At 64.2% G+C, this 15,886-nt stretch carries 13 protein-coding genes; 11 read left to right on the top strand and 2 right to left on the bottom strand.

What is annotated here, in order from left to right:
- Positions 1-73: 73 nt before the first annotated feature.
- Positions 74-1,600, bottom strand: a complete 1,527-nt coding sequence (locus ACVW1B_RS27035) for an amidohydrolase family protein (RefSeq protein WP_253607096.1) — start codon at positions 1,598-1,600, stop codon at positions 74-76.
- Positions 1,601-1,813: 213 nt separating this feature from the next.
- On the opposite strand from ACVW1B_RS27035, the gene ACVW1B_RS27030 reads away from it, so the two are divergent.
- The 4 genes from ACVW1B_RS27030 (at position 1,814) to ACVW1B_RS27015 (ending at position 5,608) form a co-directional block, all read left to right on the top strand.
- Positions 1,814-2,830, top strand: a complete 1,017-nt coding sequence (locus ACVW1B_RS27030; RefSeq protein ID WP_253607097.1) for an alpha/beta hydrolase — start codon at positions 1,814-1,816, stop codon at positions 2,828-2,830.
- 106 nt (positions 2,831-2,936) lie between these two features.
- Entirely contained in the window at positions 2,937-3,374 is a 438-nt protein-coding gene (locus tag ACVW1B_RS27025) for a VOC family protein (RefSeq protein ID WP_253607098.1), read from the top strand.
- A 29-nt stretch (positions 3,375-3,403) separates the two neighbouring features.
- Positions 3,404-3,892, top strand: a complete 489-nt coding sequence (locus ACVW1B_RS27020; RefSeq protein ID WP_253607099.1) for a VOC family protein — start codon at positions 3,404-3,406, stop codon at positions 3,890-3,892.
- Positions 3,893-4,303: 411 nt separating this feature from the next.
- Positions 4,304-5,608, top strand: a complete 1,305-nt coding sequence (locus tag ACVW1B_RS27015; protein ID WP_253607100.1) for a phospholipid carrier-dependent glycosyltransferase — start codon at positions 4,304-4,306, stop codon at positions 5,606-5,608.
- Positions 5,609-5,670: 62 nt separating this feature from the next.
- Here the strand turns inward: ACVW1B_RS27015 and ACVW1B_RS27010 are convergent, their stop codons facing one another.
- Positions 5,671-6,303: an OmpA family protein gene (locus ACVW1B_RS27010; protein ID WP_253607101.1), complete on the bottom strand. Its 633-nt coding sequence runs from the start codon at positions 6,301-6,303 to the stop codon at positions 5,671-5,673.
- Between the two features lie 159 nt (positions 6,304-6,462).
- Here ACVW1B_RS27010 and ACVW1B_RS27005 point away from each other — a divergent pair, with 159 nt between their 5' ends.
- The 7 genes from ACVW1B_RS27005 (at position 6,463) to ACVW1B_RS26975 (ending at position 15,552) form a co-directional block, all read left to right on the top strand.
- Positions 6,463-6,705, top strand: coding sequence for a hypothetical protein (locus ACVW1B_RS27005; protein WP_253607102.1), 243 nt, complete (start codon positions 6,463-6,465; stop codon positions 6,703-6,705).
- Positions 6,706-6,783: 78 nt separating this feature from the next.
- On the top strand, positions 6,784-7,947 hold the full coding sequence (locus ACVW1B_RS27000; protein WP_253607103.1) for a winged helix-turn-helix domain-containing protein: 1,164 nt from the start codon (positions 6,784-6,786) through the stop codon (positions 7,945-7,947).
- A 357-nt stretch (positions 7,948-8,304) separates the two neighbouring features.
- Entirely contained in the window at positions 8,305-9,630 is a 1,326-nt protein-coding gene (locus ACVW1B_RS26995) for an MFS transporter (protein ID WP_253607104.1), read from the top strand.
- A 238-nt stretch (positions 9,631-9,868) separates the two neighbouring features.
- On the top strand, positions 9,869-10,975 hold the full coding sequence (locus tag ACVW1B_RS26990) for an efflux RND transporter periplasmic adaptor subunit (protein ID WP_253607105.1): 1,107 nt from the start codon (positions 9,869-9,871) through the stop codon (positions 10,973-10,975).
- A 55-nt stretch (positions 10,976-11,030) separates the two neighbouring features.
- A complete protein-coding gene (locus ACVW1B_RS26985; RefSeq protein WP_456822490.1) occupies positions 11,031-14,168 on the top strand; it encodes an efflux RND transporter permease subunit in 3,138 nt (1,045 codons plus the stop codon).
- A gap of 21 nt (positions 14,169-14,189) precedes the next feature.
- The gene (locus ACVW1B_RS26980; RefSeq protein ID WP_141340507.1) at positions 14,190-14,798 is read left to right on the top strand and encodes a TetR/AcrR family transcriptional regulator; all 609 of its coding nucleotides are present in this window, start codon (positions 14,190-14,192) and stop codon (positions 14,796-14,798) included.
- Between the two features lie 130 nt (positions 14,799-14,928).
- Positions 14,929-15,552, top strand: coding sequence for a flavin reductase family protein (locus ACVW1B_RS26975; protein WP_253607107.1), 624 nt, complete (start codon positions 14,929-14,931; stop codon positions 15,550-15,552).
- Positions 15,553-15,886: the final 334 nt, after the last annotated feature.

Genomic DNA, 15,886 nt, shown 5'->3' with positions numbered 1-15,886 from the left:
ACGAAGCAATCCATCTGTCCCCGAGCGGAGATATGGATTGCTTCGCTGCGCTCGCAATGACGGGGCCTAACCCCTAGGCAAACACCCGGTGATCGATCACACCGTTCGGCACCACATAGCCGTAACGCGTGTTCGACGGCTCTACGCCAGCCTTCTCATACTGCGCCTTCATCATCGCAAAGCGATCGCCCTTGAGGTCGAGCATCGCGCGCTTCGGCTGGATGTTGTAGAGCCGGGCGTTGTTGTCGCCGAAGATCGCCGTCTTCACCGGCCCGTCGGCGGGGCCGAGCGGTGCGTAACCGAACTTCTTCTGCATCATCTCGGGGATCTCCAGCCGCCGCAGGCCCTCGATCTGCCATTGCGGCGCGCCGGTCCACAGCGCATCGGTACCCCAGCAGACGTGGTCGGCGCCGAGCCCCTTGATCAAGGTCCCCATCAGCGCGGCGCAGACATTGGGTTCGGCGACCAGCGTGGTCGCGAACAATTGCCCGACATCGCCATAGACATTGTTGACGCCGTACTGCGCCGGGATGTCGGCGAGATCCGAGGTCCAGGCGATGCGGCCGGTGCGCTCGAACTCGGCGAGCGCGACCTTCGGATCGCCGCCGACATGGCGATAGGCCGAGTGGTAGATGATGAAGTTGAGCTGCGGCCAGTCCTTGGCGGCCTTTCCGACATCGGCAACGTCGGCGAAGCCGCGCAGATTCGGATACTGCTTCTCTATCCCGGGCGGAAACAGTCCCTTGTGGACGCAGACGTTCCTGATGCCCGCCTTCACCATCTTCTCATAACCCTTGTAGGCGACCTTCTCGTCGTCAAGCCGCCAGGGGTAGCGACTGATCTCCTTGTGGGTGTTGTCGCCGATCGTGTAGCCCTTGCAGGATTCCGGCTTCAGCGCCAATGCGGCGTCGAGCTTGTCGAGCCAGCCGGGCTGCCCGGGCGTGAAGATGGCGTGGCAGAACACGCGCCGCGAGCCGGCCTCGTCGTTCATTTTCTTGCGCGCGTCGGCCATCTGCTCGTTGGTCAGGAACCAGTCCTGCTCGATATCCGACGGCGCCGAGGAGATCAGCGCGATCTTGGTGTCGGAATCGAGAAACATCTCCTTCTTGTAGTTGTCGAACTTGAGATCCTCGATGGTCTGCTCGTGATCGTTGAGCTCCTTGTTCCAGCCGGCCTTGCCGACCGCCTTGCGCATTTCCACAAAACCCATGATGCGGGTGTCGTCGCGCAGGAAATGCGTGTGCATGTCCATGATGAACTGGTCTTTCAGGGAGTTGGCGCGCTCCTGCGCCATTGCGGGTGTCGCGGCCTCCGCCGGCGTCACGACGAATAGCTCCCCGTAAACCTGGTTCATCGCGACGAAGGAGGCGGCCATGCCGGCCGCGGTCTGGAAGAATCTCCGGCGATCGAGGCCCTGCTTGCCGCCGAGATCGTCGGCCATCGCGAGCAGCCGCGCCTCGACCTCGCGCTGACGTTCGTTCTGCGGGTCGGGATAGAATTCGTCGCTGGAGACGATCTGGGTCGGGATCGGCGTCTGGTGCTGGCACAGTTCGGAGGGCATCAAGGCGGCAAGTTCATCGTCGGTGAGATTGCTGCTCATTCTTCGCTCCCGCTTCTCGCCGGATTTTTCCGGTCGGATCGCGGAGACTAGGACCAAGTCCGCCCGTCGTCCGCGCCGTTTGCCGGAAACCGCATTCACAAAATCGTGCATCGGATTGGCGGACGCGAGATGCGCCCGTCGCGCAACCGGACATGCGCGCTGCTATGCTCGATCGCACCGGATCGGACGAAGAAATCCGGAAGGGAGCGAACCATGATGTCATCTGACCATTCGCGGCGCAGCATGATCAAAGCCATCGGCATTGCAACGGCCGCCGGCGTGTTCGGCGCAGCGTCGGCACAGGCAGTGCCCGCGGTTCCTGTCGAAGGAGAAATATGGAGCAACGAATACTGGGCGAAGAAGGGTGACATCCCCTTGTGGATGTTCCGCAAGCGGATCGGTGCGCCGAAGCCGGGCGAGCCCGCGCGGCCGGTGGTGTTCTTCGTCCACGGCTCGTCGGTGACATCACGGGTGTTCGACCTCACGGTGCCGGGCAAGGGCGAGTATTCGCTGCTGAACACATTTGCCCGCTACGGCTTCGATTGCTGGACCATGGACCACGAGAACTACGGCAAGTCCGGCCGCACCTCGGGCAATGCGGATATCGCGAGCGGCGTCGAGGATCTGAAGGCCGCGGTCGAGGTGATCGCGCGCGAGACCGGGCAGGGGCGATACCACTTCGTCGGCGAATCCTCCGGCGCGTTGCGGGCCGGCGCTTTCGCAATGGCCGCACCCGAGCGCATCGACCGCCTGGTGTTCGCGGCCTTCACCTACAAGGGCGAGGGCTCGCCGACGCTGGCAAAGCGCGCCGAGCAGCTCGCATATTATCGCAGCCACAACATGCGCAAGCGCGACCGCGACATGATCCGCTCAATCGCAACCCGCGACAGGCCCGGCACGTCGGACCCCGCCGTGGTCGAGCTGCTGGCCGATGTCGAGATGCAGTTCGGCGACCAGATCCCGACCGGCACCTATCTGGACATGACCGCCAATTTGCCGGTGGTGCATCCGGAGAAGGTGCTGGCGCCGGTGCTGCTGGTCCGCGGCGAATATGACGGCATCGCCGCGGTTCCGGACCTCGAGGAGTTCTTCAACAAGCTGCCGAACGGCGATCGGCAGTTCATCATCCTGCCCGGCACCGCCCATTCGGTGGCGCTTGCCACCAATCGGGAGCTGTTCTGGCATGTGACGCGGGCATTCCTGACCATGCCGACACCGATTGTGACCTGACGTCACCCTGCGGCAGGACGCCGCAAGAAAAATCGGCGCGGTGATGTCGGGACGCGGCGAGGCGGTTCGTCCTCGGGGCACAACCCCGCGAAAAGGAGCGCCTTTCATGGCCAAGCCGACAATGATCTTCGTCAACCTGCCGGTCAGCAATCTCGCCCACGCGACCGCCTTCTATGAGGCGATCGGCGCGACCAAGAACGCGCAATTTTCCGACCACACCGCCTCCTGCATGGTGATCTCCGACACGATTCACGTCATGCTGCTGACGCACGACAAGTTCCGCGAATTCACCCCGAAGAAAATTGCCGACACCAAGTCCACGAGCGAAGTGCTGATCTGCCTGTCCGCCGACAGCCGCGACGCGGTCGACGGCTACGTCGCCAAGGCGAAGGGCGCGGGCGGCAGCGCCGATCCGTCGCCGCAGCAGGATTACGGCTTCATGTACGGCCGCAGCTTCGAGGATCCCGATGGTCACATCTGGGAAGTGATGTGGATGGACGTCGAGGCGGCGATGAAGGCGCAGTCCGCCGCGGCGACCGCCTGATCGCATCCCGTCATCACGAGGAGCTCAGCATGTCCAAGGTATCTCCCTGCCTGTGGTTCAACGGCGAGGCCGAGGAGGCCGCGAACCTCTACGTCTCGCTGCTGCCCAACTCTCGGATCGAGACGGTCCAGAAGAACGTCATCGACAGCCCCGGCGGAAAGGCCGGCACGGTGCTGCTGGTCGAATTCACGCTCGCCGGTCAGCGCTTCATGGCGCTGAACGGCGGGATGAGGATGGAGCATACCCACGCGGTCTCGTTCGCGATCGACTGTGTCGACCAGGCCGAGGTCGATCGCCTGTGGGATGCGCTGCTCGCGGCCGGCGGCACCGCCGAGCAGTGTGGCTGGCTGCGCGATCGTTATGGCGTCGCTTGGCAGATCGTGCCGGCGGCGGTCCGCCAATATCTCGGCGGGCCCGACGCCGCCGGCGCCGCGCGTGTGATGCAAGCCGTGCTCGGGATGATCAAGCTCGATATCGAAGGTCTGCGCCGGGCCTATCAGGGCGAGGCGGCGGCGTAAGGCAAGGCTTCGCTGGCATCGCCCGGCGCGCCGCCTTCGCTAAAGCTTCGGCGCGTCAGGGATTCGTGGCCTCGTCGAAGCCTTGGCGTAGACGGGACCGGGCGATCCAGCATTCCAGAGACTTCGGTGCTCCGCCGACACGCGGCGTACTGGATGCCCCGCATGAAGCGGGGCATGATAGTGCGCCTGCCACCGTGAACCCGGCTGCGGCCCGGCGGTGCCGTCCAAGGAACGGGTCGGTGATCCAGCCGTTGTGACGCGGAAGCCAAGTCGGCCGCCACAATCGAACCAGCCCTGGTTGCCAATTGTCGGCACGATGGTTCCGTCACATGACCGTGGCGACGGATCGCGGATGCAGCTGATATCGTATATTTGTCGCAAGCTGCGTTCCCCTCGCACCGTGCTTGCCCTTTGAACATCGTATCCAAATCTCCTTCTGTTCCGCGACGTCCCGCCGCGCGCACGGCGATCGTCGCGGCAATCGTCTTCATCGTCGCCCATGTCGTGCTGCTGCTCGGGATCACGGCGCCGGACAAGCTCTATTTCGACGAGGTGCATTACGTGCCGGCGGCGCGGCAGATGCTGCTGCCGGTGCGCGAGGGGGCGATCCTCAACCCGATGCATCCGCCGCTCGCCAAGGAGATCATCGCCCTCTCGATCAAGGCATTCGGCGACGTGCCGCTCGGATGGCGCTATCCCGCGGCGCTGTTCGGTGCGCTGGCGCTGGTCGGCGTCTATCTCGGCGGGCTTGCGCTGTTCGCGTCGCAGCAACGCGCGATCGCTGCCGCGCTGCTCGCCTTCTTCAACCAGATGCTGTTCGTGCAGTCGCGGATCGCGATGCTGGATATTTTCGCACTCGCCTTCGGCCTGTTCGCGATCGCGGCGTTCGTCCACGGCTTCAGGCAAAAGCAGCCGCAATCCGCCTTTGCGTTGGCGGGCCTCTTCGCGGGGCTTGCCAGTGCCTGCAAATGGAGCGGGCTGTTCGTGCTCGCGACCTGCATCGCGATCGTCGCTGTGATCCGCCTGATGCAAGGCTGGCGCACGCGCTTTGCCGACGGCAATGCGGAGGATTGGTACCGGCCGGAGCTATGGCCGGATTTTCGTCTTCCTCACTTCATCGTCTGTTTCGTGCTGATCCCGGCGGCCGTTTATCTCGCGACCTTCGTGCCGCTCTGCGGCCTCTCGTTCACGGATATCATCGAGGCGCAGCGCCGCATCTTTGCCGACAACACCACGACCGCCATCGCGGGCCACACCTATATGAGCTCGTGGCCGTCCTGGCCGTTCCTGCTGCGCCCTGTCTGGTACCTGTTCGAGAAGGTCGGTGATGACAGGTTCGCCGCGATCGTGCTCCTCGGCAACCCGTTGGTGCTGTGGCCGGCATTGATCGCGCTGATCATTGCGCTGCGCGACTGGATCGTCGGGCGCGGCCGTGATGCATTTCTCGTGCTGGCGTTCTACCTCGGCCCGTATCTCGCCTGGGCGCTGCTGCCGCGCACGCTCGGTTTCATCTATTACTATCTCCCCGCGGCGACCACCGCGAGTTTCGTGCTGGTCTACGCCTTGACGCGCAAGGGTGCGCCGCGCTGGCTGCTGTGGGCGTTCGTTGCGGTTGGATGCGCAGGGTTTGTTGCGATGCTGCCGGTCACGGCTGCTGTCATCGAGACGTCGATGGCGACGTTCAACCGGTTGATGCTGTTTCAGGGCTGGATATGACGGTCTTTAAAGCAAAGTGATCCGCCTGCCGGGCATGGCAGGCGGATCGAGGCTGCGGGAGGTTACTGCGAGGCGGTCTTGGTATCCATGTTGACGACCTGCACGCGTCGATTGGTCGGGTCCATCGGCGCGCTCGGGTCCTTCGGCCGGGTCTTTCCGTAGCCGACCGTCACGAGATCCGAGCCGTTCAGGCCGTAATGCTCGACCAGAAATTTCTTGATGGTGTCGGCGCGGCGCTCCGACAGGTCCTGGTTATAGGCCTCGCCGCCGATCGCGTCGGTGTGGCCGGCGACGACGAAGGTCGAGCCCTTCATGCTGGCATCGGACAGTGCCTTGCCGAGCTCCTGCATCGCCTGGGTCGAGCCCTTGCTGATGTCGGCCGAGTTGTAGTCGAAGTGGATCTCCAGATCGATCTTCGGCTTGTTCGCCGCGATGTCGGCGATCTCCTGGCGTTCAACGCGCGACAACGAACGGGTCTGCCGGTTGCGGACGGTGTTGAGGAAGCTTGCCTCCTTGGCGGAAGCCGCGAGGTCGACCTGCGTGCCGGCGGAAAGGCCGCGGGTGGCCGACTTCGGCTTCAGCGCATTGAGAATCTGTGCGGCCGGAACGGCCTCGCTGCCGGCCAGTGCGACGCCCGCCGTCATCGACAGCGCGGCGCCGATTGTCAGAAAAGACAAGGAAAAAGAGCGGGTCATGGTTTTCGTCCTCAAATGTCGGGCTAGCCAATCCGGCTTGCTGTCGTTTTGATGCTGGAAGAATAGGACCGGTTCAAAGCCCGGAATGTGATCTGGGTCACGGTTGGGTGTGCCGCCCCGCCTTGCGCCAGGCAGGGCAGGCGGGAGAGCGAGGACATCATGGCCCACGTCAATCGCGTCCTCCGCTCGATCAATGACGAAGCCGCCTCGCGCTACGTCGATATCTTCCTTCGCCCGGACGGCACCATCGGCTTCGAGGAATATCGGCGGGACGCCGAAGATGGCCGCGGCTGGTTTCCGGTTGGCGGGCATTCGTCCCGCATCTTCCATGGAGAAAGCGCCGCGCTCGCGGCGGCGACCAGGGACGTTCCGTGGTTGCGGCGGGTCGTCGGATCGACGTAGCCGCTCCGAATGATGCGGAGCTGATTTCCGCCGCGCGGCTCTCCACAGCTGCGCGAATCTCACTACATTGCTGGGGCAATGTCCCGCGCCGCCGAACCCCTTTTGTTGAACAATGCTGCCGCCCGCCATATCTGGCTGCGCGCGCAGCGGCTCGATACAAAGGTGCCGTTCGGCGAGGGGGCGTCAGCGGTGGCGGCCGCCGTCGATCATCTCGGCTATGTGCAGATCGACACCATCAACGTGATCGAGCGCTGCCATCACCACATCCTGTTCAGCCGCATTCCGGACTACCGCCGCGCCGACCTCAAGCAGGCGCAGAGCCGGGACAAGAGCGTGTTCGAGTACTGGACGCACGCGCTGTCCTACATTCCGTCCAAGGACATCGGCTTCTTCCTGCCGGCGATGAAGGCGCACAAGCGCGAGGGCCACAAATGGTTCTCGTCGGTGACCCCGGCGGATACGCGCAAGGTGCTGCGGCTGCTTCGTGCCGGTCCGCTGACGATCCGCGACATCGATGACGACGTGCTGACCGAGAAGGAGCATCTCTGGCAGAGCCGCAAGCCCTCCAAGCGCGCGCTGCAGCTCGCCTTCTACGGCGGCGTGGTCACGATCAGCGAGCGCGCCGGCATGCTGAAGACCTATGAGTTGATGACCCGGCACTTCGGCTGGGACAAGCCGCCGAAGCCGGCCCCGGCCTCGGCCCGGACCGCCTATCTGCTCGACCGCGCGCTGCGCTCGCAGGGCATCGTCAGCCTGGATTCGATCTGCCATCTCGATGCGCCGAGCAAGAAGGCGGTACGCAGCCTGATCGAGGCGCGCCTGCGCCGCAAGGAACTGGTCCGGGTCGCGCTGGAAGGCGCCGGCAAGCAGGAGCATTGGGCACGGCCCGAGGTGCTGGACGCGACCGGCGAGGGTGATCCCACCCTGGTTCACATCCTCTCGCCGTTCGATCCGCTGATCATCCAGCGCAAGCGCACCGAGCTGTTCTTCGGCTATGGCCACCGTTTCGAGGCCTATGTGCCGAAGGAGAAGCGCCTGTTCGGCTATTTCGCGCTGCCGGTGCTGGTCGGTGACGACATCGTCGCCGCCCTCGACCTCAAGACCGACCGGCAGAGCAAGAAGCTCCTGATGCAGAAATGGAGCTGGGTCGGCAACGGCAAGAAGCAGGCGGCACGCAAGGAGCTGAAGCGGCGCATCGAGGAAGAGCTCGACCGCTTCGAGCGCTTCCAGCTCGCGGACTAGCTTCCATCGATGATCAGATTGCGTTGAGTAAGCATCAGCATCGCATCTGCGTTCCCTCTTCCGCTTGCGGGGGAGGGCTAGGGTGGGGGCTCTCTCCACGAGTCGTATCGCGGAGAGAGCCCCCACCCGGTTCGCATCTGTCGATGCGAACCGACCTCCCCCGCAAGGGGGAGAGGTGCAGCGAGTTCGCCGCGGGACCCGATTCCACCTAACCGCATCGCGCTTCAGCACTGTCGCCGCTGGTCGTCCGTTTGTCGCTTGGGGTTCCCGTTTGCGCTGTGAGCTATGAGTTTTTGCCATTGCTCAAAGCGGAGCCAGCCAATAATCCTCACGGCAAGCAACACCCGGGGAAAGCTCATGAGCCAGACAGCAACCATCGCGCCCGATCGCGGCGTCCGCAGCGAGATCGAGACGTCGACGATCCGCGCGATCTCCTGGCGGCTGATCCCGTTCCTGATCCTGGCCTACTTCTTCTCCTATCTCGACCGCGTCAATCTCGGTTTCGCCGCGCTCACCATGAACAGCGAGCTGAAGTTCTCGCCGGTGGTGTTCTCGTTCGGCGCCGGCATTTTCTTCATCGGCTATTTCATTTTCGAGGTGCCGAGCAACCTGGCGCTGGAGCGGTTCGGCGCCAGCAAGTGGATCGCCCGCATCATGGTGAGCTGGGGCATCCTCTCGGCGTTGATGGCGGCGGTCTATGACGAGCACAGCTTCTACGCGCTGCGCTTCTTCCTCGGGGTGGCCGAGGCCGGCTTCTTCCCCGGCATCATCCTCTATCTGACCTACTGGTACCCGGCCGAGTATCGTGCGCGCTTCCTCGCCGCCTTCGCGCTCGCGGTGCCGATCTCGACCGTGATCGGCGCGCCGATCTCCGGCCTGCTGCTCGGCCTCGACGGCGTGATGGGCTTGAAGGGCTGGCAGTGGCTGTTCGTCATCGAGGGCATTCCCTCGGTGCTGCTCGGCATCGTCACCTGGTTCTACCTGACCGACCGGCCGGAGAAGGCCGAGTGGCTCTCGGCCGAGCAGAAGGCGTGGCTCAAGGCGAAGCTCGACGCCGAGGTCGCGGCCAAGCAGGCGGCGAAGCATTTCACCTTGGGCGAGGCGCTGTCCTCGCCCAAGGTGCTGGCGCTCAGCGCGATCTATTTCGGTTTCGTCGCCTCGCTCTACGGCATGCAGTTTTGGCTGCCGCAGATCGTCAAGGCGTTCGGTCTGACCAACGCGCAGACCGGCTTCGTCACCGCGATCCCGTACGCATTCGGCACCGTCGCGATGATCCTGTGGGCGCGCCGTTCCGATGCCACCCGCGAGCGCGTGTTCCATGTCGGCGCGCCGCTGCTGCTGACCGCGCTGGCGCTCGCGGTCTCCAGCTACATCACCGATCCGGTCATGACGATGGTGGTGCTGACGGTCGCCGCGATCGGCGTGTTCTGCACCTTCGCGGTGTTCTGGACGCTGCCGACCGCCTGGCTCTCCGGCACCGCTGCCGCCGGCGCGATCGCGCTGATCAACTCGATCGGCAACCTCGCCGGTTTCGGCGGGCCCTATCTGATCGGCTGGGTCAAGGAAGCCACCGGCAGCACGTCGACCGGGCTGCTGGTGCTGTCGCTGTTGCCGCTCGCGGCGGGCCTGCTGGTTTTCCTCGGTAGCCATGAGACCAAGACCGAGTTCGCGGGGGCGAAGTAGCTCGCCCTCAAATCACGTGCTCCCGTAGCCCGGATGGAGCGCAGCGCAATCCGGGGACCCTCCCGCCACCGGTGAGGTCCCGGATTTCGCTCCGCTTCACCCGGGGCTACGCATTTTCCGAACTCCGCACCCGCCAAATCCGATCCCGCTCACGAATTGGTTATCACTGACGAATATTGACATTTATCAGTGATAAATCGATACTCTTCATCAGTCGTCAGCCCGATGGAGATTTCAGATGTTCGTTCGTTCCGTTTTCTCGAGCTATTACAAGCTCTTAACCGGAGCGTCGCTGGCTTTCGCGGTGTTCGCGCTGACCGGCTGCAATGAAAAGGCGGCTGAAAACGCCGATCCGGGACGCCCCGTTCTGGTGGCGACCGTCCATTATGAAGCTGAAACCCCTGAGCGCAGCTTTGTCGGCACCATCAAGCCCCGTATCGAAGCCGATATGGGCTTTCGGGTCGCCGGCAAGGTGGCCAAGCGGCTGGTCGAGGTCGGACAGACAGTCGACGTCGACCAGCCCTTGGCCACCCTCGACGAGGTCGACCTGAAGCTGCAGGCCGAGCAGGCGGAGGCGGAATTCCGCGCCGCCACCGGCGTGCTCGCGCAGGCCGGCGCCGCCGAGCAGCGCGCCAAGGATCTGAAGGCCAAGGGCTGGACCACCGACGCGGCACTCGATTCCGCCAAGGCCGCCGGCGACGAGGCCCGCGCGCGGCTGAACCGTGCCGAGCGCTCGGTCGAGCTGACCAGGAATTCCCTCTCTTATGCAACGCTGGTGGCCGACACCCGGGGTGTCGTCACAGCGACCATGATCGAGCCCGGCCAGGTGGTTGCCGCGGGCCAGGCTTCGATCCGTGTCGCCCGACTTGGCGAGAAGGAAGCTGTCGTCGCGATCCCAGAGACGCTTCTTGCTCGTGCCAGGTCGGGCGTAGCCACGGTGACGCTGTGGTCGGACGCCAAGAAGAGCTATGCCGCCAGGCTGCGCGAGGTCGCGCCGCAGGCCGATCCCGCCACCCGCACCTATCTCGCAAAATTCTCGCTGCCGGACGCCGACGAGGCGGTTTCGCTCGGCATGACCGCGACGCTGACGCTCGCCGACAAGGCGAGCGAGCGGGTGGCCAAGTTGCCTCTGTCGGCGCTGTACAGCCAGGGCGGCGATCCCTCGCTCTACATCGTCGACGACAAGGGCGACATCGCGCTGAAGCCGGTCAAGGTGAAGGCCTATGAGAGCAACAACGTCGTCATCTCCGGCGGCGTCGACGATGGCGCCAAGGTGGTCGCCCTCGGTGTGCAGAAACTCGATCCGAGCCAGAAGGTGCGGGTCGTGTCGTCGCTGTCGTTCTAACCCTCGCATAGCAGCGGAAACGGTTCTGGGACTGGTCTAGAACTTGGAGAGTTCGATGAAGCGCTTCAACCTTTCGGCCTGGGCGGTCAGCCATCCGACGCTGGTCCTGTTCCTGATGATCATCCTCGCCGCCGCGGGCTTCTTCTCCTACGAGAAGCTCGGCCGCGCCGAGGATCCGTTCTTCACCGTCAAGGTGGTGAACGTCTCGGTGATGTGGCCGGGCGCGACCTCGCAGGAAATGCAGATGCAGGTCGCCGATCCGATCGAGAAGAAACTGCAGGAGCTGCCGTTCTTCGACAAGGTGCAGACCTATTCCAAGCCGGGCTTCACGGCGATGCAGGTCTCCTTCAAGGATTCGACCTCGCCGAAGGACGTGCCCTATCTCTTCTATCTCCTGCGCAAGAAGCTGGTCGATGTGCAGGGCGAGCTGCCCTCCGGCATACTCGGTCCCGTCGTCAACGACGAATTCTCCGACGTCGATTCGATCCTCTATATGATGACCGGCGACGGCGCCAATTATGCGCAGCTCAAGAAGGTCGCGGAGGGTTTTCGCCAGCGCCTGCTCAAGGTGCCGGGCGTCACCAAGATCGATCTCTACGGCACCCAGGACGAGCGTATTTTCGTCGAGTTCTCGCATGCCAAGCTGGCGACGCTCGGCATCACGCCGCAGGCGCTGTTCGATTCGCTCGCCAAGCAGAATAACGTCACCCCGGCCGGTACCGTCGAGAGCTCATCGCAGCGCGTGCCGCTGCGCGTCACCGGCGCGCTTGACGGCGTCAAGGCGGTTGCCGAGACGCCGGTCGAGAGCAACGGCCGCGTGTTCCGGCTCGGCGATATCGCGACCGTAAGCCACGGCTATGTCGATCCGCCGAGCTTCAAGGTGCGTCAGGAAGGCAAGCCGGCGCTCGGCATCGGCGTCGTCACCGCCAAGGGCGCCAACATCCTCGAGCTCGGCAAGGAGGTCCAGAAGGCGACCGCCGAGTTCCTGAAGGCGGTGCCGCAGGGCGTCGATGTCCAGCAGATCGCCGACCAGCCCAAGGTGGTCGAGCACGCCGTCGGCGAGTTCGTGCACTCCTTCGTCGAGGCGCTCGCGATCGTGCTGTTCGTCTCCTTTGTCGCGCTCGGCTGGCGCACCGGCATCGTGGTCGCGCTGTCGGTGCCGCTGGTGCTCGGCATCGTCTTCATCGTGATGAACGCAATGTCGCTCGACCTGCACCGTATCACGCTCGGCGCGCTGATCATTGCGCTCGGCCTTTTGGTCGACGACGCCATTATCGCGGTCGAGATGATGGTGGTGAGGATGGAGCAGGGCTGGGACCGCATGAAGGCGGCGTCCTTTGCCTGGGAATCCACCGCGTTTCCGATGCTCACGGGAACGCTGGTCACGGCCGCTGGCTTCCTCCCCATCGGCTTTGCCAATTCTGCGGTCGGCGAATATGCCGGCGGCATCTTCTGGATCGTGGCGATCTCGCTGGTCGCCTCCTGGTTCGTCGCGGTGATCTTCACGCCCTATATCGGCGTCAAGCTGTTGCCCAACATCAAGGTGCACCAGAACCACGATCCGCACGCGATCTACGAGACGCGGATGTATCGCGGCCTGCGCAGCGTCGTGCAGTGGTGCGTCGATCACCGCATCAAGGTGGTGGCGGCGACCGTCGGCGTCTTCGTTGCCTCCATCGTTGCGTTCGGCCACGTCCAGCAGCAGTTCTTCCCGCTGTCGGAGCGGCCCGAGTTGTTCCTGCAGCTGCGTCTGCCCGAGGGCACCGCCTTCAACGTCACCGAGAAGGCGGTGAAGCAGGCCGAAGGGCTGCTGAAGGGCGATGACGACATCCAGACCTACACCGCCTATGTCGGCCAGGGCTCGCCGCGCTTCTGGCTCGGCCTCAACCCGCAGCTGCCGAACGAGGCGTTTGCCGAGATCGTGATCCTCGCCAAGAACGTCGAGGCGCGAGAGCGCGTTAAGGCCAAGATCGAGCAGGCCGCCGCCGACGGCGCTTTGAACCAGGCGCGGGTCCGGGTCGACCGCTTCAATTTCGGTCCGCCGGTCGGCTTCCCGGTCCAGTTCCGCGTGATCGGCCCCGATGCCAACAAGGTGCGCGACATCGCCTACCAGGTGCGCGACGTCATGCGCCAGAACAAGAACGTCAAGGACGTCCAGCTCGACTGGAACGAGCAGTCGCCCTACCTGAAGCTCGCCGTCGACCAGGATCGGGCGCGTGCGCTCGGCCTGACCCCGCAGGACGTCTCGCAGGCGCTGGCGATGCTGATCTCGGGCGCGCCGGTCACCACGATCCGCGACGGCATCGAGAAGGTCGGCGTGGTCGCCCGCGCGGTGCCGTCCGAGCGGCTCGATCTCGGCCGCGTCGGCGATCTCACCATCACCACGCGCAACGGCGTCGCCGTCCCGCTGCAGCAGATTGCCAAGATCGAATATGCGCATGAGGAGCCGATCCTGTGGCGGCGCAACCGCGACATGGCGATCACCGTGCGCTCCGACGTCGTCGACGGCGTGCAGGCGCCCGACGTCACCAACCAGATCTCGCCGAAGCTGAAGGACATCCAGGCCCATCTCGAGCCAGCCTACCGGATCGAGCCGGGCGGGGCGTTCGAGGAATCCGCCAAGGGCAATGCGTCGATCTTCATCCTCTTCCCCGTGATGGTGATGGTGATGCTGACGCTGCTGATGATCCAGCTGCAGAGCTTCTCGCGCCTGTTCCTGGTGTTCCTGACCGCGCCGCTCGGCATCGTCGGCGCCTCGCTGGGGCTCAACGTCGCCAACCAGCCGTTCGGCTTCGTGGCGCTGCTCGGCCTGATCGCGCTCGCCGGCATGATCATGCGCAACGCCGTGATCCTGGTCGACCAGATCGAGAGCGACGTGGCGTCCGGCCTGACCCGGCGCGAGGCGATCGTCGAAGCCACCGTCCGGCGCGCCCGGCCGGTGGTGCTGACGGCCCTGGCCGCCATCCTCGCCATGATCCCGCTGTCGCGCTCGGCATTCTGGGGCCCGATGGCGATCACCATCATGGGCGGTTTGTTTGTTGCGACTTTCCTGACCTTGCTGTATCTGCCGGGCCTTTACGCCCTCTGGTTCCGCAAGACCCTCGAGGAAAGCGGCTCCGAGCAAACCAATACTGCGCCGCAGCATGCCGGCGATGCGCAACGCGCATTTCCGCTTGCTGAGGCGGCCGAATAATTGAAGATTGAGCAGGCCAACATGACACTGATCTCGGAACATAGCGAAACCGACACCCGCGAGCGGATTCTCGTGGTGGCGGAGCGCTTGTTCCGGCAGATCGGGTATCAGAAGACGACGGTCGCCGACATCGCCAAAGAGCTGCGGATGAGCCCCGCCAACGTGTACCGCTTCTTCGATTCGAAGAAGTCGATCCACGAGGGCGTGGCCCGCGGCCTGATGGGCGAGGTCGAGATCGAGGCCCGGCGCATCGCGCGCTCGGAAGGGCCGGCGGCGCCACGCTTGCGCCAGATGATGACGACCATCAATCGCATGAACACCGAGCGCTATGTCGGCGATTCCAAGATGCACGAGATGGTCGAGATCGCGATGCAGGAGGACTGGGACGTCTGCGTCGCCCATATGGAGTGTATCGCCTCCATTATCGGCGAGGTGATCGCGCAAGGAGCCGCGTCGGGGGAGTTCGAGATCAAGGACCTGCAGCTCGCCTCGCTGTGCGCCTGCACCGCGATGATGCGGTTCTTCCATCCCCAGATGATCGCCCAATGTGCCACCAAGCCGGGCCCGACCATCGACCAGATGATCGATTTCGTGATCGCCGGCCTGTCGCCGCGCGGCCGCGCCAATTGAGCGCCAGGGCTGACATTTTCGTCAGTTGACTTCCTTGTCATTCCGGGGCGATGCGTAAGCATCGAACCCGGAATCTCGAGATTCCGGGTCTGGTCCTTACGGACCATCCCGGAATGACGAGGACGCAATCGTGACCGTCAAAGACCTGCATTTCTACGAGCCGAAGAACGGCCACGGCCTGAAGCACGACCCGTTCAACGCCATCGTCGCGCCGCGGCCGATCGGCTGGATCTCCTCGCGCGACAAGGGCGGCAACGTCAACCTCGCGCCCTACAGCTTCTTCAACGCGTTCTGCTATGTGCCGCCGATCATCGGCTTCTCCTCCACCAACTGGAAGGATAGCGTCGCCAACATCCAGGACACCGGCGAGTTCGTCTGGAATCTGGCGACGATGGATCTCGCCAGACACATGAACGCGACCGCGGCGCATGTCGCGCGCGATGTCGACGAATTCAGGCTCGCGGGGCTTACGCAGGTCGCCGGCAAGCTCGTCAACGTGCCGCGGGTCGCCGAAAGCCCGGTGTCGTTCGAATGCAAGGTGAGCCAGATCGTCCAGCTCCAGGGCGCCGACGGCAAGAAGGCCGAGGCCTGGCTGACGCTCGGCGAGGTCGTCGCCGTCCACATCGACAAGGCCTTCATCAAGGACGGCGTCTACCAGACCGGCCTCGCGCGCCCGATCGTCCGCGCCGGCCGCCGCGGCGACTACTTCGAGATCAAGCCGGAAAACATGTTCGAGATGATCCGGCCGGATTGAGTGCTGCTCTATCCTCCCTCTCCCCGTTCTTCACGGGGTCGAGACGAGCGAAGCTCGCTCTTAGAGGGTAGGGTGAGGGGCTGCTTCCACCAGTTGTGATGGTCGTGAGACCTGTACCCCTTCACCCTAAATTCAAGCTGCGCTTGAATTTCGACCTCTCCCCGCAAGCGGGGCGAGGTAAGGGACGTTGCTCCGCTGCGGATTCGTGCGCTCCGCAACGACGGCCCGCACCACAACAATGTGAAATTTCCGCGCGCGGGGATGAAAAACCGTCACTCGCAACCTCTCCGAGAGCAGTCTAACCTCCACCCGCCAGGCCGGATCAACGGCCGGC

The organism is Bradyrhizobium sp. USDA 4502, assembly GCF_054063355.1.
The sequence above is the reverse complement of the archived record's forward strand: the minus strand, read 5'-3'. Positions and strand labels throughout refer to the sequence as shown.